The sequence below is a fragment of the Clostridium zhoujianii genome (genome assembly GCF_051590805.1).
GTDB lineage: Bacteria > Bacillota > Clostridia > Clostridiales > Clostridiaceae > Clostridium.
The window spans coordinates 1,071,882-1,097,289 of record NZ_JBPUTF010000001.1; the positions used below are offsets into that span (position 1 = coordinate 1,071,882).

The 25,408-nt window shown below is 31.4% G+C and carries 23 protein-coding genes; 20 read left to right on the forward strand and 3 right to left on the reverse strand.

Translation table 11 applies throughout. The features are described from left to right. Positions 1–72 precede the first annotated feature (72 nt). Positions 73–255: a DUF1858 domain-containing protein gene (locus ACSYT2_RS05065; RefSeq protein WP_430856096.1), complete on the forward strand. Its 183-nt coding sequence runs from the start codon at positions 73–75 to the stop codon at positions 253–255. A gap of 88 nt (positions 256–343) precedes the next feature. On the opposite strand, the gene speE is transcribed toward ACSYT2_RS05065, so the two are convergent. After that, a complete protein-coding gene (gene speE / locus ACSYT2_RS05070; RefSeq protein WP_430856097.1) occupies positions 344–1,189 on the reverse strand; it encodes a polyamine aminopropyltransferase in 846 nt (281 codons plus the stop codon). A gap of 11 nt (positions 1,190–1,200) precedes the next feature. Then, the gene (speD, locus tag ACSYT2_RS05075; protein ID WP_430856687.1) at positions 1,201–1,617 is read right to left on the reverse strand and encodes an adenosylmethionine decarboxylase; all 417 of its coding nucleotides are present in this window, start codon (positions 1,615–1,617) and stop codon (positions 1,201–1,203) included. Between the two features lie 495 nt (positions 1,618–2,112). Here speD and ACSYT2_RS05080 point away from each other — a divergent pair, with 495 nt between their 5' ends. The 12 genes from ACSYT2_RS05080 (at position 2,113) to ACSYT2_RS05135 (ending at position 16,865) form a co-directional block, all read left to right on the forward strand. Continuing rightward, complete coding sequence (locus ACSYT2_RS05080; RefSeq protein ID WP_438383868.1) at positions 2,113–5,862, forward strand: phosphoribosylformylglycinamidine synthase; 3,750 nt, start codon at positions 2,113–2,115, stop codon at positions 5,860–5,862. 19 nt (positions 5,863–5,881) lie between these two features. Next, entirely contained in the window at positions 5,882–6,361 is a 480-nt protein-coding gene (gene purE / locus ACSYT2_RS05085; protein ID WP_430856099.1) for a 5-(carboxyamino)imidazole ribonucleotide mutase, read from the forward strand. Beyond that, the gene (purC, locus tag ACSYT2_RS05090; RefSeq protein WP_438383870.1) at positions 6,361–7,071 is read left to right on the forward strand and encodes a phosphoribosylaminoimidazolesuccinocarboxamide synthase; all 711 of its coding nucleotides are present in this window, start codon (positions 6,361–6,363) and stop codon (positions 7,069–7,071) included. Before purE ends, purC begins: the two co-directional genes overlap by 1 nt. Before the next feature lie 3 nt (positions 7,072–7,074). Then, positions 7,075–8,505 (forward strand): amidophosphoribosyltransferase, encoded by a 1,431-nt coding sequence (gene purF, locus ACSYT2_RS05095; RefSeq protein WP_438383871.1) that lies wholly within the window; start codon positions 7,075–7,077, stop codon positions 8,503–8,505. Positions 8,506–8,516: 11 nt separating this feature from the next. Beyond that, positions 8,517–9,518, forward strand: coding sequence for a phosphoribosylformylglycinamidine cyclo-ligase (gene purM, locus ACSYT2_RS05100; protein ID WP_438383873.1), 1,002 nt, complete (start codon positions 8,517–8,519; stop codon positions 9,516–9,518). After that, positions 9,506–10,117, forward strand: coding sequence for a phosphoribosylglycinamide formyltransferase (gene purN / locus ACSYT2_RS05105; RefSeq protein WP_438383875.1), 612 nt, complete (start codon positions 9,506–9,508; stop codon positions 10,115–10,117). The genes purM and purN overlap by 13 nt, the downstream gene beginning before the upstream one ends. 93 nt (positions 10,118–10,210) lie before the next feature. Next, positions 10,211–11,716 (forward strand): bifunctional phosphoribosylaminoimidazolecarboxamide formyltransferase/IMP cyclohydrolase, encoded by a 1,506-nt coding sequence (purH, locus tag ACSYT2_RS05110; RefSeq protein ID WP_438383877.1) that lies wholly within the window; start codon positions 10,211–10,213, stop codon positions 11,714–11,716. An 18-nt stretch (positions 11,717–11,734) separates the two neighbouring features. After that, a complete protein-coding gene (purD, locus tag ACSYT2_RS05115) occupies positions 11,735–12,985 on the forward strand; it encodes a phosphoribosylamine--glycine ligase (RefSeq protein ID WP_438383879.1) in 1,251 nt (416 codons plus the stop codon). 244 nt (positions 12,986–13,229) lie between these two features. After that, complete coding sequence (locus ACSYT2_RS05120; RefSeq protein WP_430856106.1) at positions 13,230–13,616, forward strand: hypothetical protein; 387 nt, start codon at positions 13,230–13,232, stop codon at positions 13,614–13,616. Positions 13,617–13,647: 31 nt separating this feature from the next. Then, positions 13,648–13,791, forward strand: a complete 144-nt coding sequence (locus tag ACSYT2_RS05125) for a hypothetical protein (RefSeq protein ID WP_430856107.1) — start codon at positions 13,648–13,650, stop codon at positions 13,789–13,791. 108 nt (positions 13,792–13,899) lie between these two features. Further along, entirely contained in the window at positions 13,900–15,720 is a 1,821-nt protein-coding gene (locus tag ACSYT2_RS05130; RefSeq protein WP_438383881.1) for a GGDEF domain-containing protein, read from the forward strand. Between the two features lie 155 nt (positions 15,721–15,875). Beyond that, positions 15,876–16,865: an NYN domain-containing protein gene (locus ACSYT2_RS05135; RefSeq protein WP_438383882.1), complete on the forward strand. Its 990-nt coding sequence runs from the start codon at positions 15,876–15,878 to the stop codon at positions 16,863–16,865. Positions 16,866–17,022: 157 nt separating this feature from the next. Here ACSYT2_RS05135 and ACSYT2_RS05140 read toward each other — a convergent pair whose 3' ends face one another. Continuing rightward, on the reverse strand, positions 17,023–17,538 hold the full coding sequence (locus ACSYT2_RS05140; RefSeq protein ID WP_430856110.1) for a hypothetical protein: 516 nt from the start codon (positions 17,536–17,538) through the stop codon (positions 17,023–17,025). A 171-nt stretch (positions 17,539–17,709) separates the two neighbouring features. Here ACSYT2_RS05140 and ACSYT2_RS05145 point away from each other — a divergent pair, with 171 nt between their 5' ends. The 7 genes from ACSYT2_RS05145 (at position 17,710) to ACSYT2_RS05175 (ending at position 25,405) form a co-directional block, all read left to right on the forward strand. Next, positions 17,710–18,675, forward strand: a complete 966-nt coding sequence (locus tag ACSYT2_RS05145) for a tRNA dihydrouridine synthase (RefSeq protein ID WP_438383884.1) — start codon at positions 17,710–17,712, stop codon at positions 18,673–18,675. Between the two features lie 166 nt (positions 18,676–18,841). Next, positions 18,842–19,375 carry a UBA domain-containing protein gene (locus ACSYT2_RS05150; RefSeq protein ID WP_430856112.1) on the forward strand — a complete coding sequence of 178 codons (534 nt, stop codon included), beginning with the start codon at positions 18,842–18,844 and terminating at the stop codon, positions 19,373–19,375. Between the two features lie 102 nt (positions 19,376–19,477). Then, entirely contained in the window at positions 19,478–20,032 is a 555-nt protein-coding gene (locus tag ACSYT2_RS05155) for a UBA domain-containing protein (protein ID WP_438383887.1), read from the forward strand. Beyond that, positions 20,025–20,705, forward strand: coding sequence for a response regulator transcription factor (locus ACSYT2_RS05160; protein WP_438383889.1), 681 nt, complete (start codon positions 20,025–20,027; stop codon positions 20,703–20,705). The genes ACSYT2_RS05155 and ACSYT2_RS05160 overlap by 8 nt, the downstream gene beginning before the upstream one ends. Then, positions 20,698–21,960 (forward strand): sensor histidine kinase, encoded by a 1,263-nt coding sequence (locus tag ACSYT2_RS05165; RefSeq protein WP_438383891.1) that lies wholly within the window; start codon positions 20,698–20,700, stop codon positions 21,958–21,960. The genes ACSYT2_RS05160 and ACSYT2_RS05165 overlap by 8 nt, the downstream gene beginning before the upstream one ends. Positions 21,961–22,206: 246 nt before the next feature. Next, positions 22,207–23,073 (forward strand): cation diffusion facilitator family transporter, encoded by an 867-nt coding sequence (locus ACSYT2_RS05170; protein ID WP_438383892.1) that lies wholly within the window; start codon positions 22,207–22,209, stop codon positions 23,071–23,073. 547 nt (positions 23,074–23,620) lie between these two features. Continuing rightward, positions 23,621–25,405: an adenine deaminase gene (locus ACSYT2_RS05175; protein ID WP_438383893.1), complete on the forward strand. Its 1,785-nt coding sequence runs from the start codon at positions 23,621–23,623 to the stop codon at positions 25,403–25,405. Positions 25,406–25,408 lie beyond the last annotated feature (3 nt).

The following is a 25,408-nucleotide window of genomic DNA, read 5'->3' on the forward strand; positions in this document are numbered from 1 at the left end:
TTGATACGGAGCTAAAGTAAGGATTGTATTATACTTAGTTCAAGAAAGAAGATGAATCTAAGGAGGGTTATTATGATAACTAAGAATATGACTATAGGAGAAATCATTCGTATAAAGGAAGATGCTGCACAAATTTTAATGAGCTTTGGAATGGGATGTGTTGGATGTCCATCTGCTCAAGCTGAAACTCTTGAAGAAGCAGTAGCTGTGCATGGATTAAATATTGAAGAATTGTTATTAGCATTATCAAAATAATAAGATTGAATATAAGTTATATATAAAGACTTCAACATAAGTGTGTTGAAGTCTTTATTAAATAATTTAATAAGTATCAACTCTATATTTATGAATTAAGTAACCTTTTAACATAGTTAGGTAAAGCAAAAGAAGCAAGATGTACATCTTCATTATAATACTTATCATCTAACTGAAGACTTTTATAGTATTCCTTATTATAATCCTTAACAGGATGTAACTTCTTTGAAGCAAATCCAAAGAACCAATGTCCAGATGGATAGGTAGGAATCATATATTGATATACCTCACATATTGGAAATATATCTTTAAGTTTATTATGTGCTCGTTTCATTTCTCTTTTATTCATGTCATAGTATGGACTTTCACCTTGATTAACAAGAATACCATTTTCAGTTAAGGCATTATAACAGTTTTTATAGAATTCCACAGTAAATAAGCCCTCACCAGGACCTATTGGATCTGTAGAGTCAACGATTATAAGGTCATATTGATTTACTTTTCCTTCAACAAATTTTATTCCATCTTGGAAGTAAAGATTTACTGTTGGGTCATCAAGTTTGCAAGAAGTGAAAGGTAGGTATTTTCTAGAAGCCTTAACTACTTCCTCATCTAGCTCTACCATATCTATTTTTTCTATTGACTTAAATCTAGTTAATTCACGTACAGTACCACCATCACCTGCGCCTATTACTAGAACATTTTTAATTTTTGGATTTACTGTCATAGGAACATGAGTAATCATTTCATGGTAGATGAACTCATCTTTTTCAGTAATCATGGTCCATCCATCAATAACCAGTACTTTACCGAAATCATATGTCTCTATTATATCAATTTGTTGGAATTCACTCTTTTTAGAATAAAGTGTTTCCTTAACTCTCATTGAGAATTTTACATTGTCAGTTTGATTTTCTGTGTACCAAAGTTCCATAATAGCCCCCTTTAAGCAGTTGGTTTGTGAGTGATTCTATCAAAAGTTTCAGGAGAGAAGCTTCGTATTTTTTCTACCATGCCTCTAGCTATTTCAGTAGATTCACTTCTTTCGCATTTTAGCATTTTTTCAAGATAAGCAAAGCCTACCCAAGGGTCAACTGATTCACCACAGGTGTATAAGTCGACAGATGCGTAGCCATATTCTGGCCATGTATGGATTGTAAGGTGAGATTCTTGTATAATTACAGCACCACTAACGCCCCATGGATTAAACTTGTGAAAACAACTTGTTACTATAGTTGCTTTTGCTTTCCTAGCAGCTTCACACATATATTCTTCTATTTCATTATGATCACCTAAAATATCACAATCACAGTTATAGAATTCTACTAGGATATGCCTACCTAATTGTTCAAGTTTCAAAATAAAACCCCCTTAAATTTAATTATCCCCCTTTAGGATAGGTAAGATAATCAAGAAAAAAATACGTAAAAGTTTACTAATGCTAAACTTAAAATTAACTTATAGTAAACACCACGAAATATAGTATACAAGAATGTTTAAAAATGTCAATACATTTTTAGGGAAAATATTGATTTAAATGGAATAAAGTTTTGTGAATATATTTCATTTCATAAGGATATAATATTAATGACCTTTTAAGGTTACGTAGGTTTCTTTGCCGATGGCTCATGCTGTCGGTATTTTTTTGTTTAATTGTGAATATACGAATTAATGCGAAATATATACGTATAAAAACATATTAATATTCGATATATAACGAATATTAATATAAATTTACCTAGTTAATATTGACAAAAAAACATTAGGGTGGTAGTATAAATTTAACAAAACGAAATATAAGACAAAATTTAAAGATAATATTCGTAATAATTCTATTTATGATTTGGAGGTATTTAAATGGTGAATATCAGATGCATATTCGTTGAGAAGAAAAAAGGTTTCGACGTTGAAGCAAAAAGCTTGCTTAGCGACTTTAAGAGAAATTTAAGAATGGACAATTTAGAAGAGGTTAGAGTCCTTAATAAATATACTCTTGGAGAAGTATCAGATGAGTATTATAAGAAGGCTTTACATACAATTTTTTCAGAACTAACAGTTGATAAAGTTTATGAAGAATCATTACCATTAAATGAAGGAGATATAGCCTTTGGGGTGGAGTACCTACCAGGTCAATATGATCAAAGAGCAGATTCAGCATCACAATGCTTCCAGCTTCTTACTACAGAAGATAGAGTAGAAGTTAAATCCTCAAAAGTTATCATTTTAAGAGGAAATCTTTCAAAAGAAGATGTAGATAGAGTTAAAGAGTATCATATCAATTCAGTAGATTCTAGAGAAGTGGATATAGATAGTAGGGAACTACAAGGACCACTTAGCATTCCTAATGATGTAGAAATATTAACTGGGTTTATAAATAAAGATATTATTGCTTTAGAGGGATTCCATAAGGAACAAAGCCTTGCAATGAGTATTGATGACCTTGTTATGATTAGAGATTACTTTAAAGACGAAGAAAAGAGAGACCCAAGTATTACAGAAATTAAGGTTATTGACACTTACTGGTCAGACCACTGTAGACACACTACATTCTCAACCTCAATCCAAGAAGTAGAAATAGAAGAGAATAGATTTACAAATCCTATAAAGAAAAGCTACGAAGCTTATATTAAGTCTAGAGATTATGTTTATGGAGAAACAGATAGAAATATTACATTAATGGACATAGCAGTTATAACAATGAAAGAAATGAGAAAGAAAGGTATGCTAGATGACCTTGATGTTTCAGATGAAATTAACGCTTGTTCAATTAATATAGATGTTGAAACAGATAAGGGAACTGAAAAGTACTTACTAATGTTTAAGAATGAAACACATAACCATCCAACTGAAATAGAGCCTTTTGGTGGAGCAGCTACTTGTCTTGGAGGAGCTATTAGAGATCCATTATCAGGTAGAACTTTTGTATATCAAGCAATGAGAGTTACAGGATCAGCAGATCCAACAGTGCCAGTTGAAGAAACATTAAAGGGTAAGTTACCTCAAAGAACAATTACATTGGGTGCAGCGCATGGATATAGTTCATATGGAAATCAAATTGGACTAGCTACTGGTCAAGTTTCAGAAATATATCATCCAAACTATGTTGCTAAGAGAATGGAAGTAGGTGCAGTTATAGCAGCAGCTCCAAAGGAAAATGTAGTGCGGGAGGAACCAAGAGTAGGAGATATCATAATATTACTTGGGGGCAGAACAGGTAGAGATGGTGTTGGTGGTGCAACTGGCTCATCTAAGGAACATACAGAAGAATCTATAAATGCTTGTGGAGCAGAAGTACAAAAGGGTAACGCTCCTACAGAAAGAAAGATTCAAAGATTATTTAGAAATCCAGAAGTAGCTAAGATGATAAAGAGATGTAATGACTTCGGTGCTGGTGGAGTTTCAGTAGCAATTGGAGAACTTTGCAGAGGGCTAGATATTAACTTAGATATGGTTCCTAAGAAGTACGATGGCTTAGATGGAACAGAACTTGCAGTTTCAGAATCACAAGAAAGAATGGCTGTTGTAGTTCATAACAGTTTAGCAGATAAATTTATAAAGCTTTCTGAAGAAGAAAACTTAGAAGCTGTTGTAGTAGCAGAAGTTACTGACACTGAAAGATTAAGATTATTCTGGAGAGGAAAAAAGATAGTAGATGTAAAGAGAAGCTTCCTTGATACTAACGGAGCAACTCAAACTACAAATATCATGGTTACAGCACCTTCTGATTATCCTTATTCAGTAGGAATAGTAAATGTTAAAGATAAATGGATGGGAAATCTACATTCATTAAATGTAGCATCTCAAAAAGGATTAGTTGAAAGATTTGACTCAACTATTGGAGCAAGAACTGTACTTATGCCATTTGGTGGTAAGTATTCAAAAACTCCAGCAGAAGGTATGGCAGCAAAAATTCCAGTACTTAATGGAGAAAGTAAGGATGCATCATTAATGACCTTTGGATTTAATCCAAACTTAGGTACATGGAGTCCATTCCATATGGCATTTTACTCAGTAATAGAGTCAGTTGCTAAGATTGCAGCTATGGGGGGAGATTACAGAAAGGTAAGATTAACTTTCCAAGAGTACTTTGAAAAGCTAGGAAAAGATCCTACAAGATGGGGTAAACCATTTGCAGCATTACTTGGGGCTTACAAGGCACAAGAAGACTTAGGAATACCTGCAATAGGTGGCAAGGATTCAATGTCAGGAAGTTTTGGAGATATTGATGTACCACCAAGTTTAGTTTCCTTTGCAGTAGGATATGAAAAGGCAAATAGAGTTATTTCACCAGAATTTAAGATGGTAGGATCAAAACTAGTACTTCTTAAGAGTGTAAAATTAACTGATGGAACAATAGATATGGACAAGTTCAAGAAGAACTTAGAAGTTCTTTATAACTTGATTGGAGAAAGGAAAGTAATTTCAGCATCAACTTTAAAGTTTGGAGGGGCAGCAGAAGTTATCAGTAAGATGACTTTAGGAAATAGAATTGGAGCAGAGTTTGTTAATCTTTCGGTAGAAGAATTATTTGGATTAAATTATGGATCACTTTTACTAGAAGTTAATAAGGATGTAAATATTATTGAAGCCTTTGAAGGATGCAGCTACAAGGTTATTGGTAATACAATAGTTGATGAAAAAGTCATAGGTAATGATTATGGTATAAGTTTTACTATTGATGAAATTGAAGAGGCTTTAGAAGAAAAGTTAGGAGATGTATTTAAATCAAAGACTGAGGATACAGAAAAAAGGGTTGAAACAATTGCTTATGATAAAAAGGTAAGAGTTTCAAGCAAAGTTAAGGTAGATAAGCCTAAGGTTGTAATTCCAGTATTCCCTGGTACAAACTGTGAAGATGATTGTGAAAGAGCTTTTAGAAAAGAAGGAGCAGAGGTTGTTCAAGTTCTTATAAGAAACTTAAACAAAGAAGCTTTAAGAGAATCTGTTGATAGATTAGAAAAAGAAATTAGAACAGCTCAAATTATAATGTTACCTGGTGGTTTCTCAGCAGGAGATGAACCAGATGGATCAGCTAAGTTTATTGCAACAGTCTTTAGAAATGAAAAGATTAAAGATGCTGTTATGGATCTAATAAATAATAGAGATGGATTAATCCTAGGAATTTGTAACGGATTCCAAGCATTAATCAAATTAGGATTAGTTCCTTATGGTGAAATAAGAGATATTGAAGAGGATATGGCAACATTAACTTATAATAATATCAATAGACATATGTCTTCATTAATAAGAACTAAGATTTCTTCAACTAAGTCACCATGGTTTAGTGAAGTGAATACAGGAGATATTCACACAGTAGCAATATCTCATGGAGAAGGTAGATTTGTAGCTCCAGAAAGGCTATTAGAGGAATTAAAAGAAAATGGACAAATTGCTACGCAATATGTTGATTTTAATGGAGAACCATCATTAAATATGCCGCATAATCCAAACGGATCAGTACTAGCTGTTGAAGGTATTACAAGTCCAGATGGAAGAATTTTAGGTAAGATGGCTCACTCAGAAAGAATAGGAGAAGACCTATACAGAAATGTACCAGGAAACTTCGATCAAAAGATATTTAGAGCAGGAGTTAATTATTTCAGATAAATTAGAGGAGGAAAAGGTTATGAAGGTAGGAATATTTTTCGGAAGTAAATCAGATACAGATGTAATGAAGGGTGCAGCAAATGCACTTAAGGAATTTGGTGTTGAGTATAAGGCATACATCCTTTCAGCTCATAGAGTGCCAGAGAAATTAGAAGAAACAATTAAGAAAATAGAAAGTGAAGGATGCGAAGTTATAATAGCTGGAGCAGGACTTGCAGCACATTTACCAGGAGTTATCGCATCACAAACAACATTACCTGTAATAGGTGTTCCTGTTAAAGCAGCGGTAGAAGGAATGGATGCATTACTTTCAATAGTACAAATGCCAAAGTCAATTCCAGTTGCAACAGTAGGTATAAATAATAGCTACAACGCAGGAATGTTAGCTGTACAAATATTATCACTTAAATACCCTGAAATAAAAGAAAAGTTAGTAGACTTTAGAATAAATATGAAGAAAAAATTTATAGAAGAAAACGGTGAAGGAGTAGATTTATAATGGAAAAATTAGAAATGATGTATGAAGGTAAAGCAAAGAAGATTTATGCTACAGAAAAGGCAGATGAAGTTGTAGTTTACTACAAAGACGATGCAACAGCTTTTAATGGAGAAAAGAAGGATCAAATCAACAATAAAGGTATTTTAAATAATGCAATTACTACAATGATATTTGAAATGTTAAATAAAGAAGGAATTAAGACTCACTTTATTGAGAAGTTAAATGAAAGAGAACAGCTTTGTAAGAAGGTTGAAATAATACCACTAGAAGTTATTGTTAGAAATGTTGCAGCTGGTAGCATGGCTAAAAGATTAGGACTTGAAGAAGGATATAAGTTAAAGACTACAGTATTCGAATTCTCTTACAAAGATGATGAACTAGGAGATCCATTAATAAATTCATATCATGCAGTAGCAATTGGAGCTGCAACCTTTGAAGAAATTAAGGTTATTCTTGATATAACAGCAAAGGTAAATGACTTGTTAAAAGAATTCTTCTCTAAATTAAATATTAACTTAGTTGATTTTAAGATTGAATTTGGAAAGCTTGCAAACGGAGAAATAGTTTTAGCAGATGAAATTTCACCAGATACTTGTAGATTCTGGGATGCTACAACTGGAGAAAAATTGGACAAAGACAGATTTAGAAGAAATATGGGTAATGTAGAAGAAGCTTATGTTGAAATATTAAACAGAATTAAAGGGGAATAGCAGATGAGAAAAGCTGACTTTGAATTAATATTAGATCCAAGTCTAGATAAATTTAAGGATGAATGTGGTGTGTTTGGGGTGTACTCAAACTCACCTTTAGATGTAGCTGGTATGACATATTACGGTCTATATGCCCTTCAACATAGAGGACAAGAAAGTGCTGGTATTGCAGTTTCTGATGGCGAAAAAGTAGATATGCATAAGGAACTAGGATTATTAACGGAAGCTTTCACTCAAGAGGATTTAAAAAAATTAAAAGGACATATAGGGATTGGACATGTTAGATATTCAACAACAGGAGCAAATAAGGTAGAAAATTCTCAACCTTTACTAGCAGTCTCAAAGCTTGGACCTGTAGCTATGGCCCATAATGGTAATCTTGTTAATGCTGATGTTATACGTGAGTTACTTGAAGATGGGGGGCATGTATTCCATACAACAATTGACTCAGAAGTTATAGCAACTTTAATTGCTAGGGGAGCGAAAAGAGGGATAGAAAGAGCTGTAGTTGACGCTATACAAGCTGTAAAAGGAAGTTTTGCAATGGTAATCCTAACTAAGGATAAGCTAATAGGAGCAAGGGATCCTCATGGTATAAGACCACTTTGTATTGGAAAAGTTGATGATGCTTATATTCTTTCTTCAGAAAGCTGCGGATTAGATGCAGTTGGTGCTGAGTTTGTACGTGATGTTGAGCCAGGAGAAGTAGTTGTAATAGATGAAAATGGTATTAGATCAATACGTTATTCAGAGAATGCAGGATGCCAAACCTGTGCCTTTGAGTATATCTACTTTGCTAGACCTGACTCAATAATAGATGGACTAGATGTTCAAGTTACAAGAGTAAGAGCTGGAGAAGAGTTATTTAAAGAACATAAGATAGAAGCTGACTTAGTTGCAGCAGTACCAGATTCAGGTATACCAGCAGCTATAGGATATGCTAGAGCATCAGGAATTCCTTTTGATACAGCATTTGTTAAGAATAGATATGTAGGAAGAACATTTATTTCACCTTCTCAAGAAATTAGAGAAAAGGCGGTAGCGGTTAAGCTAAATCCTTTAAAGGTAAATGTTAATGGTAAGAGAGTTATCTTAATAGATGATTCAATAGTTAGAGGAACTACTTCGAGACATTTAGTTGAATCATTAAGAAGAGCTGGAGCTAAGGAGGTTCATTTCCTAGTAGCATCACCAGTAGTTAAGTATCCATGTTACTTTGGAATAGATACACCATATAGAAGCGAACTAATTGGAGCTAATTATTCAGTTAATGAAATAGCTGATATGATTGGTGCAGATTCATTAGGGTACCTAAGTATGGATGGAATGTACAAAACATTTGCAGGGAAAAATGGGTTCTGTGTTGGATGCTTCAATGGAATTTATCCAGTATCAACACCAATTGAAACATCAAAAGATCATCTTGAAAGGTAGTGTGAATTTAAATGATAACTTACAAGGAATCAGGAGTTAATATAGAAGAAGGATATAAGTCAGTTAAACTTATAAAAGAATATGCAGCAAAAACAATGAGCCAATATGTATTAAATGGTTTAGGAAGTTTTGCTGGAATGGTTGAACTTCCAGAAGGGTATAAGAAACCAGTTTTAGTTTCAGGTACTGATGGGGTTGGAACTAAGCTTGAAATAGCCTTTAAGACTAAGAAGTATGATACAGTTGGAATTGACTGTGTTGCAATGTGTGTAAATGATATTTTATGTCATGGAGCAAAGCCATTATTCTTTTTAGATTATATAGCTTGTGGAAAGTTAGAAGCAGAAGTAGCTGCTGATTTAGTTAAGGGAATATCAGATGGTTGCCTTCAATCAGATTGTGCTTTAGTTGGTGGAGAAACAGCAGAAATGCCTGGATTCTACAGCGAAGGTGAATATGATATGGCAGGATTTGCAGTAGGAATTGCTGATAAAGATGAAATAATAGATGGAAGTAAAATTGAAGAAGGAGATGCATTAATTGGTATAGCTTCTTCAGGGCTTCATTCAAATGGATTTTCATTAGTTAGAAAATTATTTACTGATTTAAATGAAGACTTTAATGGAGAAGAACTATGGAAGACCTTAATTACTCCAACGAAGATTTATGTAAAACCAGTACTTAAGTTAATGGAAGACTTTGAAATTAGGGGAATGTCACATATTACAGGAGGTGGATTTATAGAAAATGCACCAAGAATGTTTAATGGACGAGATTTAACAGCTGTAATAAATAAGGACAGCTATCCAGTACCAACTATATTTGAGAGAATGGTTGAACTTGGAGTAGAAAGGGATCATATGTACAATACATTCAATATGGGGATTGGATTTGTATTATGCGTTAAGAGAGATGATGCTGATGCTGTTATCAAAGCTTTAATTGAAATGGGTGAAAAAGCTTATGAGATAGGTCATGTTATCTCTGGAGGTGAAGGTGTTTGTTTAAAATAGCAGTACTTGTTTCAGGGGGAGGAACAAACCTTCAGTCAATAATAGATGCAGTTAATCTAGGGGACTTAAATTGTGAAATTGAAATGGTTATAAGCAGTAAAGAAGGGGTTTTTGCTTTAGAGAGAGCTAAAAAGCATGGCATAGAAGGCCATGTGGTTAGCAAAAAAGAATATGGAAGTGAACAATCAAATAAGATATTAGAATTAACTGAAGGGAAGGTTGATTTAATAGTATTAGCTGGATATTTATCAATATTAGAAGGGGCAATATTAGATAATTTCCATAATAAAATAATTAATATTCATCCATCCTTAATCCCATCATTTTGTGGGCCTAGGATGTATGGACTTAAAGTTCACGAAGCGGCAGTTAAAAAGGGGGTTAAGTACTCAGGCTGTACAGTACACTTTGTAAACAATGAAGTTGATGGAGGAGCTATAATCCTTCAAGAATCTGTACCAGTTTATTTTGAAGATGATGGGGAAACTCTTCAAAAGAGAGTATTAGAAAAAGAGCACATACTACTACCAAAAGCAATAAAGTTGATTTCAGAAAATAAAGTTAATATAATAGATGGAAGAGTTAGGATAGCTGAGTAGAAATATTCAGCTAATCTTTCTTTTGGAGTAAATAGTAAAATTTAGGCTATTTAATAGATGAAGATAGAGGTATATTAAAGGAGGAAGTAATTAATGAAAAAGAGAGCTTTAATTAGTGTATTTTATAAGGATGGAGTTTTAGAATTTGCAAAATTCTTAGAAGCTAGAGGAGTTGAAATACTTTCAACTGGTGGAACATATAAGCATTTAAAAGAAAATGGGGTTAAGGTTATAGAAGTTAATGAAGTAACTAACTTCCCAGAAATGTTAGATGGAAGAGTAAAGACTTTACACCCATTAGTACATGCTGGAATCCTGGCAATAAGAGATAATGAAGAGCATATGAATACATTAAAAGAAAGAGAAATTAACACAATTGATTATGTTGTAGTTAATCTTTATCCATTCTTTGAGAAGGTAAAAGAAGATTTAGACTTTGAAGAAAAGGTAGAATTTATTGATATCGGTGGGCCAACAATGTTAAGAGCTGCAGCTAAGAACTTCCAAGATGTAGTTGTTATTTCAGATCAAAAGGATTATGTGGGAGTTATGGAAGAGATTGAGGATAATGGTGAAGTTTCTTACAATACTAAGAAGAAATTAGCTGGTAAGGTCTTTAACTTAATGGGAGCTTATGATTCAGCTATAGCAAACTTTATGTTAGGTGGAGTAGAAGAATATCCAGAATATCTTTCGGTTTCATTCAAGAAGAAGCAAGGATTAAGATATGGTGAAAATTCACATCAAAGTGCTGCATTCTATGAATCAACAGTAACTGATGGAGCTATGAATACTTTTGATGTATTAAATGGTAAAGAGTTATCATACAACAATTTTAAAGATATGGACATTGCTTGGAAGTGTGTTAGTGAGTTTGATGAGCCGACTTGCTGTGCATTAAAGCATAATACTCCTTGTGGTGTTGCTACTGGTAAGGATTCTTACGAAGCATACATGAAGGCTTACGAAGTAGATCCAACTTCAATATTTGGAGGAATTGTTGCTTTCAATAGAAAAGTGGACAAGAAGACTGCAGAAGAAATGGTTAAGATTTTCTTAGAGGTTATTGCAGCTCCAGAATATGATGAAGATGCATTAGAAGTATTAAAGACTAAGAAGAATTTAAGAGTACTAAAGTGCCACAACACACCTAAGGACGAAAAGTACATGGTTACTGTAGATGGAGGAATATTAGTTCAAGAAGAAGATAAAGAATTATTTGATGAAATAAAGGTAGTTACAGAAAAACAACCTACTGAAGAAGAAATGAAGGATTTATTATTTGGAATGAAGGTAGTTAAGTATGTTAAATCAAATGCTATAGTAGTAGCAAAGGATGGAATAGCACTAGGAATTGGTGGAGGTCAAGTTAACAGAATATGGCCTACAGAAGATGCACTTAGAAGAGGAGCTGGCGCTACAATTCTTGCATCAGATGCATTCTTCCCATTCAGAGATGTTGTAGATCAAGCGGCTAAAGCTGGAATTAAAGCTATAATTCAACCAGGTGGATCTATGAATGATCAACAATCTATAGATGCTTGTAATGAACATGGTATTGCTATGGTATTTACAGGACTTAGACACTTTAAGCACTAAAATTCTAGGAGGAAAGATATGAAGCTATTATTAATTGGATCAGGCGGTAGAGAACATGCAATTGCTTGGAAACTTGCACAAAGCCCAAAGGTAGAGAAAATATATGTAGCTCCAGGTAACGGTGGTACAGCTATAGAAAACAAATGTGAAAATCTTAATATTACAGATATAAATGAGCTAGCAACATTTGCAAAGGAAAATCATATTTACCTAACTGTAGTTGGACCAGAAGATCCTCTTACAAAAGGAATAACAAATACTTTTAAGGCTCAAGGCCTTAGAGTATTTGGACCAGATGCAGCAGGAGCACAGCTTGAAGGAAGTAAAAGCTTCTCAAAGGATTTTATGAAAAAGTATGGTGTTAAAACTGCTGAGTATGAAGTGTTTACAGAGGTAGAGAAGGCTCTAGAGTACTTAGAAACTTGTTCATATCCAATAGTTATAAAGGCTGATGGACTCGCAGCAGGTAAGGGTGTATTAATCTGTGAAACAAAGGAAGAAGCTAAGGATGGAGTTAAGACTTGCATGGTTGATGATGTATTCAATGGAGCAGGTAAAAAGATAGTAGTAGAAGAATTCTTAGAGGGTGTGGAAGCATCAATTCTTTCAATAACAGATGGAAAGACTATAATACCATTTGTATCTGCTAAAGATCATAAGCAAATATTTGATGGTGGTACTGGACCTAACACTGGTGGCATGGGAGTTCTTGCACCAAACCCATATGTAACTGAAGAAGTTATGAAGGATTTTGAAGATAATATATCTGCTAATACTTTAAAGGGTATTCAAGAAGAGGGATTTGATTTTAAGGGAATTATCTTCTTTGGTCTTATGATTACTAATAAGGGTACTTACCTTTTAGAGTATAATGTAAGAATGGGAGATCCTGAAACCCAATCAGTACTTAATTTAATGGAAAGCGATTTATTCGAAGTTATTGAAGCAGCTATGAATGAGAAGTTAAATGAAACTGCGATTAAGTGGAAGGATGAAGTTTGTGTAAATGTAGTTCTTGCATCTAAGGGGTATCCTGGAAACTTTACTAAGGGATATGAGATTACAATTAATGATAGCATTAGAGATAATGTATTTTTAGCAGGAGCTATCCTTGAAGATGGTGTTCTTAAGACTAATGGAGGAAGAGTTCTTTCGGTTGTTGGTACTGGAAAGACTCTTGAGGAAGCTAGGGAAGCCGCTTATAGAAATATTGAATTGGTTAACTTTGAGGGTGCTTACTGTAGAAAAGATATAGGAATTCACAAGTAGGATATTTAAGAATTTTAATTATGATTTACTAAAGATAGATTAACTTTTGTGGAGTTAGTCTATCTTTTTATTTAGGGGAAGTATTGTGAGGTGAGGGGATATAGATAGAGAGGACTATCACTTAAAGGGAAGTATATATATTAATGATATAAAAACTATAGATATTGGGGAGACATTCCCATTTGGATATCTACTAGTTGAAGAAAAGCATTTTTTAAGGAGCTTTCAAGTTTCTATTGTAGTTATGATTATTATATTATATGGTACTTATAGAATTATTAAAGTTCTTGAAACATTTTGGGAGAGACTTTTTCCAGGCATTATGTTTTTAGCTATGATAATAATGTGTATATATCAAATTAAATATAACTTAGAAATTGAAAAGTCAGAAGATAAGACAAAAACATTATACGTTGAAGAATTTAAGGTTTTTAGATATAAAAGGCCTACGGATGGGGCTTTTAAGTGGAGAAAAGCTCTAGGTGTAGAGTTCATTGATAATGATAATAAAAAGTATATATTGAAAACATCCTTTGAGTTAGAAAAGTTTTTTTTCGAAGGTTTGGGATGTACAGCAGTTTGCAAGGGGAAAGAGGTAGTTAGGATTTTAGCTTTTGATAATGAATTATAGTAGATGATAACATCAAAGGAGAATCAAATGGGTGCTAAGGCTAATAATAACAAGTGCTGTTGATTTTTCACATATAAGAAGTTATGTTTTGTTTAAAAATATATCAGATAATATAGCGAATGGTTTGAATGTTCAGTGGTATGGTAGCTACAAAAAGTATTTTATCAAAATATAATATTATATAAGTCTTGCGAGATATCGCAAGACTTTTTATAATAAAAAAGATAATAGTAAAAATACATTATAATTATAAGTTGAACTGAAAAGTGGAGGATAATAAACAGTGAGAATTGGAAATCTAATAAGAGATAACGAAAGTATAATTACTAAATTATTAATAGGAGTAATAACTATACTTTTAGTTGTAGGTGTTAGCTTAAATGCTAGATTATTAGGTGTATCAGATAAAAATGAAGCTGAAATATTAATAAATGAAGCTGAAAAAGAGTTTTTGCTTAATATGGAAGCTGAGAAGAGTACAAGAGATGTTCAGGCATTCGAGGAAGCGTATTTAGAAGTATTATCAAACTTAAAAAAGAATGCACCATCAAAAGAAAATACATTGAATATAGGTAGGGTAAACTACTACTTGGGATATAATAGACTTCTTAATGGTGATTTTAATGAAGCGATTAAGTTTTTTGAGGATGCACTTATAAACTTTGAGCAGACTACATACTATTTCTACATTTTAAATACTAGATTAGATTTAATGAATATATATTTTAGAAAAGTTAACTACATAGATGCTTTAAAGAATGCAAATGCAATCTATACAATATTGAGGCAAAAGGATATTGAGGGAATAAGTGCAGGAGGGCAAGAAGAAATTGAAATGCAAGTTTTACCAGGGTTGGTAACAACAGCATCAAATTTTGGAATGAAAAATGTAAGCGAAGAGTTTTATAGGGAATTAGTTGACTTAACAGAGGAAAATGGAAAAGAAAAAGATAGAATGGCAACATATGCAAAATATCAATACAACATAAATAATAGAAATATTGAAGATGCCAAAAAGTATGCATTAAAGTATACAGAATTTTATAAAGATAAAGACGAAAAGTCAAAAGCTAATGCAAATATTTATATATTAGAGACATTAATTGTAGATAAAGATATAGAAGAAGCAGAGAAAATGTTAAGCAATGTGGCCGAGGCAGTATATGAATTTAATGAGCCTGTAAGTAAGGGATATATAAATAAACTTATAGGTATGTATTATGAAGCCATAGATGACTATGATAATGCTTTAAAATATTATGTAGAATCAATAAGAATATTTGAAGAAGAAGAGTTATATAGCTATTGTACAGATATTAATGATAAAGCAATAAGATTACATGATAAGACAGAAATGGATTTAGATCATTTTATAGGGAAAGCAACCTTTTATGAAGAACACTATAAATATGTAGATGAACTAAGTGCTTTAGCAGATTCTTTAGTAAAAGTTGATTTAGAAAAGTTAGAAAAAGAAAATGATAGTATGATAAAACAAATGAAGAAAGCAGAAAAATTAAATGAGATTTCTAAAAAGTTAAATATATTATACTTTTTTATAATAGCTTCTCTTGTGCTAATTACAAAAATATTAAAGAATGAGATAAGAAAGAGAAAATCTAAGGAAGAAGAGCTAAAGAAAATAATTAATATTGATTATTTAACAAAAAGCTATTCAAAGCAATATATACATAAAAGGTTAGAATGTTTAAAAGAGGATAAGGAAAAATTTTCAGTATGCATAATTGATATAGACAACTTTAAAAAGATAAATGATACATATGGACATAATTTTGGTGATGAAGTTTTATTTAAAACTGTTGATGTAATAAAAGATGATATTCAAGATGATGGTATAATTGGAAGATTTGGAGGGGAGGAATTTATACTTATATTTAAAGATACAGTGGAATTAAAGGATATTCCTAAAAGAATAAAGGATTGTCTTAAAAACATAAAGTTAAGTATAGAAGGTGTAAATGTTACGGTTAGTGGCGGTGCTAAAAGATATAATGGCGAAGAGATAACACCATTAATATCAGAGATAGATAGTTTATTATATAAAGCAAAATCAGAAGGAAAAGATAGAATACTATTGAATTAGTCACTATAATGAGATTAGTTTGTCTTTACATATGTGTGTAACCGAAGTTTAAAATAAAGAGGATTTTTTATTGATTAATCTTTTTAAGAGTGGTTTAATTAACTTTAAAGGTATTTAATGGAATTTACTTAATTAAAGATAGGGGAGGTAAAAAAGTGGATATAAATGAAAAGAGATTTGCATTACTTATTGACTCAGATAATATATCAGCAAAGTATATTACATATATAATGAATGAGTTGAACAAATATGGAATAATAACTTTTAAAAGAATATATGGGGATTGGACAAGTACACAGGCAACAAAGTGGAAGGAAAATCTTTTAGAGAATTCATTGAGTCCTATACAGCAATTTAGTAATACAGTAGGGAAAAATGCAACAGATTCTGCTTTGATAATAGATGCTATGGATATACTTTACTCAAATAAGGTAGAAGGTTTTTGTATTGTTTCAAGTGATAGTGATTTTACAAGATTAGCAAGTAGGTTAAGGGAAGCAGGTATGGAGGTAATAGGGATGGGAGAAAATAAAACTCCTAAATCTTTTAGAGTAGCTTGCACTGTATTTACTAATTTAGAATTATTAATTGATGAAGAGGATGAAGGGGATAGTGATGAATCTAATACTATTCTTGTGGATGAAAGTGATAAGATAATTAAAAATAAAAAAGAGACTGTTTCAAAGAAGATTGATAGGTCAACAATAGAAAAGGCTATAGTTGATATAATAACTGAAAATGAAAATGAAGGTAAAATCACAATGTTAGGTCAGATTGGAAATAGTTTAGTTAAGAAATACCCAGATTTTGATGTTAGAAATTATGGTTATAGCTTATTATCAAAATTTTTAGAGGAAATGAGTAATTTTGAATTAAGAAAAGAGAATAATTTAATAGAAGTAAGTATAAAGGAAAATAAAATGAGACTAGAGGAGATACAAAATCTGATTAAAGAGGTTGTTATAAAGTCAGGTAATGAAGGGGTAGGATTAAGTGAAATGAGTAATTTACTTCATCAAAGATATAATAAATTTAATGTAAAGGATTATGGTTATGCTACTTTTTCTAAATTTCTTCAAAGTATTAAGGGTATAGAAATTATAGAAATAAAGCCGCTACAAAAACGTGCATATTATAAGTTGTAGGCAAAGTAATAATCTCTCTTTAGTAGTTGAAAGGGATTTAGTTATAGTAATAAATGGATCTATATAACAAGTTAAATAGTAGAGAGAAGGAAGATTTTAAATGATAAGGAAAGCAACCGCTAGTAAATTAAACGGTTGCTTATTTTTTTGATGAATATTATCTTACTCTTACAACAGTTACAGTTGTATCAATGAAGCCCATAATTTGAATGCTTGTATTTATTAAGCTTAAGATTGAACTTACATTAGTCACAGGTACAAGTACTGTTTTAGATAAATTTAATTTTTGATTTTCAACTGGTGATGGTGTTAAAACTTGAACTCTAGTTTCTGATCCAGCTAATAAGTTTTGATTTAGCCTTAATTGAACTATTGCTTCGTTAGTACCATAAGGTAGTGTAGTCCATACTGCAGATGTGCTATAAGTTACTAAATATAGTCCAGGGACAGCTAGAATTATACTAGTACCGTTTGATTGGATACTCATACCATTTTTTGTGCCAGTAACTATCGGTCCTAACAAGATTTGAGCATTAGAGATAATATTTTGTAGAGTTGGGTTAGATGTTTCTGCTGCATCTAATGAAACATGAGGGATATGGTGACATGACTGCCAGTTATTTTCGAAACAGCTATCATTATGGAATGAACCGCAATGATTTGAATTAGACATAAAGTTCAACTCCTACTAATTTTGAATGTTTTTTGTATATTATATAGTATGATACTGTATTAATAAGGGTTACATAATTTTATTATTGTCTTTGATAGTAATAATATAAGTAGATAAGAAAAAAGAAGGCTGATATAATACTCTTAGAATTACTTATAAAGGAGTTACTAAATGAAATATTATTTAGCACCAATGGAAGGAATTACGGGATACATATATAGAAATACCTATGAAAAGTATTTTAATAATATTGATAAATACTTTACACCTTTTATTGTGACAAACCAGAGTAGAAGTCTTAAAACTAAAGAACTTAGGGATGTTTTGCCTGAAAACAATGAAGGGATGAATATTGTTCCTCAAATATTGACTAATGATTCTGAGGGGTTTATTAATACTTCAAGACGACTACAACAATTAGGTTATAATGAGGTTAATTTAAATCTTGGATGCCCGGCTGGAACAGTAGTTTCAAAGTACAGGGGTTCTGGGTTCCTAGCTAAAAGGGAAGAATTAGATAGGTTTTTAGAGGAAATATTTAAAATAGAGGATATGAAAATTTCAATAAAAACTAGAATAGGAAAGGATAGTCCAGAAGAATTCTATGAGTTAATAAAAATTTATAATAAATATCCCTTAGAGGAGTTAATTATTCATCCTAGAACGCAGAAAGATTTTTATGGTAATAAACCTAATTTGGAGGTCTTTAGGGATGGATTAGCCTTAAGTACTAATCCAGTATGCTATAATGGAGATATTTTCACTAAAAATGATCATGATAAAATAATAAAGACTTTTCCAGAAGTAGATACATTAATGCTAGGAAGAGGACTATTGGCCAATCCAGGATTAATAAATGAAATTAAAAATAGTACCTTTATAGATAAAAAACATTTAAAAGACTTTCATGATGAAATTTTAGACAAGTATATAGAACTATTTAATGAAGATAGAAATGCTATGTTTAGAATGAAAGAACTGTGGGGATATATGATTCATATATTTTCAGATAATAAGAAATATGCAAAAAAAATAAAGAAGTCACAAAAGCTAAGTGATTATAATGAAGCTGTTATAAGCTTATTTGGTGAACAGGAAATTATAGATGGAGCCGGATTATTTAACACTCCAGATTAAATAGTCTTTAGGGTAGGGATATAATAATTTTGCTTTTACCAGAATAGTTATAAAAAATTATGTAATTTTAATCTAATTTTAATCTTTCTTATATTTAAGATTAATTTTCTAAAAGTATTATATAAGCATAGTAAGTTTATTAAAAGATTTTTGGAGGATGATTTAAATGGAAAGAAATGAAATGATTAAAGTCTTAATGGAGAAGACTAAAGTAAGCTATGAAGAGGCAGAAGAAGTATTACAAAACTGTGATTGGGATTTACTAGATTCTATAATTTACTTGGAGAGAAAAGGAAAAGTTGAGAATAATGAAGCTACTACTATTATAGAAGTAGTAGAAGGGAAGAAAAAAGAAAGTAATGAAAATAAAAAAGAGGAAAGTGGCGGTATTGGAGAAATTATTGGTAGAATCTTTAGGTTTATAGGAAAGGTGATAAGCAAGGGAAATAAAAATCATTTAGAAATTAATAAAGAAAATGAAAAGCCAATAAAGATATCTTTAACTATATCAGCAATTTTATTAATTTTTGCTTTTTTTCCTGTAGTAATATTGCTAGTAGCTGGTTTATTTTTTGGATATAAATACTCTATAACAGGTCCTAATATTAAAAGTGATAAAGTTAATGAGATTTTTCATAAAGCAGCAGAGTCAGCAGATAATATTAAGGATGATTTTAAAGAAGGATATAATAAATGTTAAACTAAATATAGGATAGCTAGAGGTTTTGAAATTATTCGAAGCCTCTTATTTTATGTGACTTAGTATATGGTATAATTTATGTAATATATATGGAGGGTAATTATGGATAATCTTAAGCTTGTAGAAAAATTAAAAGAAAAAACTAATATAAGCTATGAAGAGGCAAAAGAAGCTATGGAAAAATCCAACTGGGATATACTTGAGGCAATGCTATATCTAGAGGAAAAGGGAAGGATTCCAAGGCCTTCTACTAGGATTTTTTACACTAATGAATATAAGGAAAATAATAAACATGAGGATCAAATAAATAATAAGGATAAAAAGAATCATTATTATAATGAAAAGAAAGGTAATATCTTTGGGGGGATTTTTGAATGGGTATGTAAATTTATAGATACATGTAATAACATTCTATTTGAGATAAGGAAAGAGGATATAGTATTTCTTAGTATTCCTATTACAGTAATAGGTCTCTTGTTAATCTTTACCTTCTGGATAGTTATTCCTTTAGCTATAGTAGGTCTTTTCTTTGATATTGAATTTTCATTATCCAGTAATAAGGTAGATATAGGCAAGGTTAATAATATATTTAAATTATTATCAGAAAATATAAAAAAGTTAAAAGAGGAGTTAAGGAAAGGAATTAAAAATGGCTAAAATTTTAATAGTTGAGGATGAAGAAAAAATTGCAAGATTTATTGAACTAGAATTATTACATGAAGGATATGAAATATTAAAAGCTGATAATGGGAGAAAAGGCCTTGAAATTGCAGAAAGGGGGGAAGCGGACTTAATACTTCTTGATATTATGCTTCCAGAAATAAATGGATTAGAAGTATTACGTAGGCTAAGAAAAACATCAGATTTACCTGTTATAATGCTTACTGCTAGAGATGCTGTTATGGATAAGGTATCTGGACTTGATGCAGGAGCTGATGACTATATAACTAAACCTTTTGCAATTGAAGAGTTATTAGCAAGAATAAGAACAGCACTTAAAAAGAAGGGTGTTACTGAAAAAAAGAATACAGATGTAATAAGCTGCGGATTGTTATCTTTAGATAAGATAAGACACAAAGTAGTCTATGATAATACAGAAATAGAATTAACAAAGAGGGAATTTAGTTTACTACAAATGTTAATGGAAAATAAGAATATTGTATTAACAAGAGATGTGCTAATGGATAAAGTATGCGGCTATGACTATATCGGAGAAACTAATGTAATAGATGTGTATGTAAGATATTTAAGAGCAAAAATAGATGATAGATTTAAAAGAAAAATAATATCTACAGTACGTGGAGTAGGGTACGTTATAAAAGATGAATAATGTAAATCCAACAAAGAATGTTACATCTATTGCAATAAAACTGAATTCTATTTTTGTAAGAAAGCTATTTTTCAAATTTATTTGTATTGATATAGCTATAATAGGTCTCTTAACTGTATCATGGTGTATTACTGGTGAAATTGATTTTTATGGAGAATTTGTACAGGGTGCTAAAAGAAGCTTTACTTTTTTGCCTATAGAAAGTTCCACTTATACAGTAGTTTGGGATAATGGTAAAACTATGGTTAAGGAGTTAAGTGGGTTTCTATATTTTCTTCAAAGAATAATTGAAGCTATAGCAATTATAGAAGTGCTATTTATATTTAAGGAAATAGTATTTGGAACATCAAAAATTAGAAAGACTTTAAAACCCCTTAATGAAATAGCAGAAACTGCAAGCAGACTTAGTAATATGACCTTTGATGAAGAAAAGTTTCAAAATCTTGAAGAAGCCATCTCTAGAATTAGCCCTGTAATATCAAATGAAAGAATTTATACTGGAGATAGCGAGTTACATGGATTGGAAGAGGCAATAAATAATCTTTTAGAGAGAATGAGAGACTCCTATAGACAACAAGCAAGGTTTGTATCTGATGCATCCCATGAACTTAGGACTCCTATTTCAGTAATTCAAGGATATGCTAATATGCTAGATCGTTGGGGAAAAGAGGATGAAAGTGTACTAAATGAATCTATTACAGCTATAAAAAGTGAATCTGAAAATATGAAAAATCTAGTGGAACAATTATTATTCTTAGCTAGAGGTATTAATGGGAAAACACAAATTAACAGTAAAGACTTTATATTAAATGATATGATAAGCGAAGTATTGGAAGAATCAAAGATGATTGATGAAAATCATATATATAAGTATGATGCCTTAGAAAAAATAACTGTTCATGGAGATATAGCATTACTTAAACAGGTTGTTAGAATATTAATTGAAAATGCATCTAAATATACAGATGAAAATGAGGTAATAATGTTAAAGACAGGGTCTAATGAAAAGGGTGAAACTTATATTTCAGTTCAGGATAATGGTATAGGTATGGATACGGAAGATGTATCACATATATTCGAAAGATTCTTTAGGGCAGATACATCAAGAGTTAGGAAGAATGGTGGGACTGGCTTAGGTTTATCTATAGCTAAGTGGATTATTGATGGGCATAAAGGATATTTTTCTGTATTAAGTAGAAAAGGTATTGGTACGAGGATAACAATATTTTTACCACAGTCACATATTAGAGAGTAAGTTCAATTAAAAAGAAATTAATTTATAGAAAAAGTGCGAATCTGGCTAGGTTTAGCACTTTTTTATTTTAAAGAATTAAGAGCAATTCACAGTGAATTTAAACTTTTAGAAGGTAAAATATATTATCAATTGATAATACTTTTTATTAACTGAAATAAAGAATGATAGCAAAATATGATAATCAGCCATATTATAATAAGTAGATGAAAAGGGATATATTCAATTGAGAATAAGGAGAGGGTTTTTATGAATAATGAACGTTTAGATATTGGCTTGAAGGTTAGTAGGAATACTATAATTGGTAATGGATTTCTTTCAGCAATAAAAATTATAATTGGAATAGTATCAACTAGTTCAGCTATGATTGCTGATGGAATACATTCATTTTCTGATGTAATAAGTACAATTGGTGTTATAGTTGGATTTAAATTATCAAACAAGGACGCAGATAAAGAACATCCATATGGACATGAAAGAATAGAAAGTTTAACATCACTATTTCTTTCAATAATGCTTTTCCTTGTGGCAATTGGCATTGGATACTCTGGAATACAAAATATAATAACTAAAAGTTATAATGTTCCAGGAATTATGGCAATTGTAGCTGCTGTTATTTCAATTGTTTCAAAGGAATATATGTATTTTTACACAATTAAGTATGCTAAAAAAATAGATAGTACTTCATTAAAAGCTGATGCATGGCATCATAGATCAGACTCACTATCATCTGTAGGTGCATTAGTTGGGATAATAGGTGCTAGATGCGGATATCCTGTATTAGATCCCTTAGTAGCAATTGTAATTTGTATCATAATAATTAAGGTGGCTTATGATATTTGTAAGCAAAGTATAAGTCAGCTTATAGATGAAGCAGCATCTGAAGAAGAGATTGAGGAGATAACTTCAAAGATATTAGAGGTTATTGGTGTAATTAAAATTGATTCTTTAAAAACACGAAAATATGCAAGTAAATTATATGTTGATGTAGATATTGCTGTAAAGTCAAATATGAATGTAGAAGAAGCACATGATATAGCAAAGAAAGTACATGATTCTATTGAAGAAAACCCTAAAATAAAACATTGTATGGTTCATGTAAATCCATTTCAATAGTTCATATTTAACTGGATAAAGTAAAAGTGGCAGTGATTAGTTTCGCTGTTACTTTTATTTTTTACAAAGAATGAGGAATAATATTCTGATTTCACATTAAATTAATATATTTACGTATAAAAAAATTACGTGATTGTCAATAAAATAAGTATTTTTAAATACAATAATAAACTAACAATAAAACTAAAATTAATTGTTGTTTTGATTGCCATAATGTGCTAAACTATTTTCAAGAAATAAATACGAACGTTCATTATTTTTAAAATAAGAATTATCGTATATGAAGAGGTGATAAATTAAGAAATTTACTAAAATAAGATAAAATATTCTAAAAATCTTTTTGAGTGTTCCTTTATAGTTAGTTAAGGAGTGAAAACACGAACAATCGAAATTTAGATTCTTATTCCCTATATTTTAGTTTTTAATTTTGAACTTTCTTATTAAATTTCAATCCATTAAATTCGTCTAGATACAAACTGCAGGACGGGAAACCTGGATCGCTATGTTAGCCGGGGTATCTAAAACTTTATTTATTGGAGGAAAGAAAATGGAACAAACAATGACAAATCTAAAACAACTTATTCGTGCAGGTAGAGGTATAATACCAGCTCATACTGTAATACTAAATGGTAATTTAGTAAATGTTATGACAAGTGAGATTTACCAAGCTGATGTTGCAATTTATGAAGATACAATTGTAGCAGTTGGAAATGTAACAGATTATATAGGCGAAGGTACAAAAACAATCGATGCAAATGGAAAGTATTTAGTACCAGGACTTATTGATGGACATATCCACAGTGAGTGTAGCAAACTTAGCATAACTAGTTATGCTAAAGCAGTAGTTCCTCATGGAACAACAAGTATGATATCAGGACTTGACGAATACATTTCTGTTTCTGGTCTAGAAGGATTACAAGAAGTATTTGAAGAGGTTAAAGCTAGCCCACTTAAAGTATTTTGGGGAGCACCTTACAAAACACCTTATACATTCCCACAATCAACAGTAGCTTTTAATTTTACAAAAGATGTACATGCAACTGTACAACAATGGCCTGAGTGCTTTGGAGTATGGGAAACAGTACGTGAATATGTAACTGAAGAGGATAATGATACTTTAGGAGCAATTGAAGAAGCTGCTAAAAATCGTCTTCCTGTATTTGGTTGCGCTCCGATGGCAAGAGGTAAGGAATTAAATGGTTATCTTTGTGCTGGAATAAGACTAGATCATGAAAGTTATGATCATGAAGAAGTAGTTGAAAAGATGCGTAATGGTATGCATATGCTAATACGTGAATCTTCAGTAACTCACTTCCTTAAAGAAAATATTAGAGCGGTAACAGAAGTTAATCCTTATCTTGCACGTCGTGTAAGTTTCTGTACAGACGATGTAACTGCTAGTGATGTTTTAGAAAAAGGTCATTTAGACAACGTTGTACGTTTAGCTATAAAAGAAGGGGTAGAGCCAATAACAGCTATTCAAATGGCTACTATAAACAGTGCTGAAGCCTATAGGATTGATCACTTAATAGGATCAATATCGCCAGGTAGAATTGCTGATATTCTTTTAGTAGATGATATAGAAAACTTCAATGTAGAAACAGTTATAACTAATGGTAAGCTAGTTGCTAATGGTGGAAAGTTATCATATGGACTTAAAGCACCAAAGAGAAGTGCTATACTAACTAGCGAATTAAAGTGTGCTAAAACTACTAAGGAAGATTTCCAATACAAAGTAGGTATAGAAAATGGTAGTGCTAAAGTTCTATCAATGGATGTTAAAGGACCTTTCGTTCGTAAGAGAAGAGATGTAGTCCTTGAAGTTAAAAATGGAATTGTACAACCAGATACAGAACAAGATGCATTAATGGTATCAGTTCTTGAGCGTTTTGGACGTAATGGAAACAAATCTTTAGCTTTCTGTTCAGGATGGAAACTTAAGAAGGGTGCAATGGCCTCATCAGCAGCTCCAGATGATAATAATATAATCGTTATGGGTGCAGATGCAGAGGATATGTCCGTTGCAGTAAATCACTTAATTGAGAATGGTGGAGGACAAGTTGTTGTTGCAGATGGTAAAGTTCTTGAATTCTTACCATTACCAGTTGGAGGAATTGTTAGTGATTTAGAACCAGAAGAAGTTGCAGAATGGGAAAAACGTGTTAACAAGGCAGCTAATGAATTAGGTTGTGATTTACCAGAGCCTTTAATGTACATGTTCTTCTTACCTATCACAGCTATTCCTGATTATGCTATCACAGATGTAGGACCAGTAGATTGTATTGCATTAGATACATTTGATCCAATTCTTGAACTTAATGAAAATAAGTAATAT

Excerpts from the sequence above, each read along its gene's own strand:
- purM (WP_438383873.1), top strand. The coding sequence starts at position 8,517 with ATGATAACTTACAAGGAATCAGGAGTTAATATAGAAGAAGGATATAAG.
- ACSYT2_RS05160 (WP_438383889.1), top strand. The coding sequence starts at position 20,025 with ATGGCTAAAATTTTAATAGTTGAGGATGAAGAAAAAATTGCAAGATTT.
- ACSYT2_RS05150 (WP_430856112.1), top strand. The coding sequence starts at position 18,842 with ATGGAAAGAAATGAAATGATTAAAGTCTTAATGGAGAAGACTAAAGTA.
- speE (WP_430856097.1), bottom strand. The coding sequence starts at position 1,189 with ATGGAACTTTGGTACACAGAAAATCAAACTGACAATGTAAAATTCTCA.
- purD (WP_438383879.1), top strand. The coding sequence starts at position 11,735 with ATGAAGCTATTATTAATTGGATCAGGCGGTAGAGAACATGCAATTGCT.
- ACSYT2_RS05065 (WP_430856096.1), top strand. The coding sequence starts at position 73 with ATGATAACTAAGAATATGACTATAGGAGAAATCATTCGTATAAAGGAA.
- ACSYT2_RS05080 (WP_438383868.1), top strand. The coding sequence starts at position 2,113 with ATGGTGAATATCAGATGCATATTCGTTGAGAAGAAAAAAGGTTTCGAC.
- ACSYT2_RS05145 (WP_438383884.1), top strand. The coding sequence starts at position 17,710 with ATGAAATATTATTTAGCACCAATGGAAGGAATTACGGGATACATATAT.
- purC (WP_438383870.1), top strand. The coding sequence starts at position 6,361 with ATGGAAAAATTAGAAATGATGTATGAAGGTAAAGCAAAGAAGATTTAT.
- ACSYT2_RS05170 (WP_438383892.1), top strand. The coding sequence starts at position 22,207 with ATGAATAATGAACGTTTAGATATTGGCTTGAAGGTTAGTAGGAATACT.
- ACSYT2_RS05120 (WP_430856106.1), top strand. The coding sequence starts at position 13,230 with ATGATTATTATATTATATGGTACTTATAGAATTATTAAAGTTCTTGAA.
- purH (WP_438383877.1), top strand. The coding sequence starts at position 10,211 with ATGAAAAAGAGAGCTTTAATTAGTGTATTTTATAAGGATGGAGTTTTA.
- purF (WP_438383871.1), top strand. The coding sequence starts at position 7,075 with ATGAGAAAAGCTGACTTTGAATTAATATTAGATCCAAGTCTAGATAAA.
- ACSYT2_RS05165 (WP_438383891.1), top strand. The coding sequence starts at position 20,698 with ATGAATAATGTAAATCCAACAAAGAATGTTACATCTATTGCAATAAAA.
- purE (WP_430856099.1), top strand. The coding sequence starts at position 5,882 with ATGAAGGTAGGAATATTTTTCGGAAGTAAATCAGATACAGATGTAATG.
- ACSYT2_RS05155 (WP_438383887.1), top strand. The coding sequence starts at position 19,478 with ATGGATAATCTTAAGCTTGTAGAAAAATTAAAAGAAAAAACTAATATA.
- ACSYT2_RS05140 (WP_430856110.1), bottom strand. The coding sequence starts at position 17,538 with ATGTCTAATTCAAATCATTGCGGTTCATTCCATAATGATAGCTGTTTC.
- ACSYT2_RS05175 (WP_438383893.1), top strand. The coding sequence starts at position 23,621 with ATGGAACAAACAATGACAAATCTAAAACAACTTATTCGTGCAGGTAGA.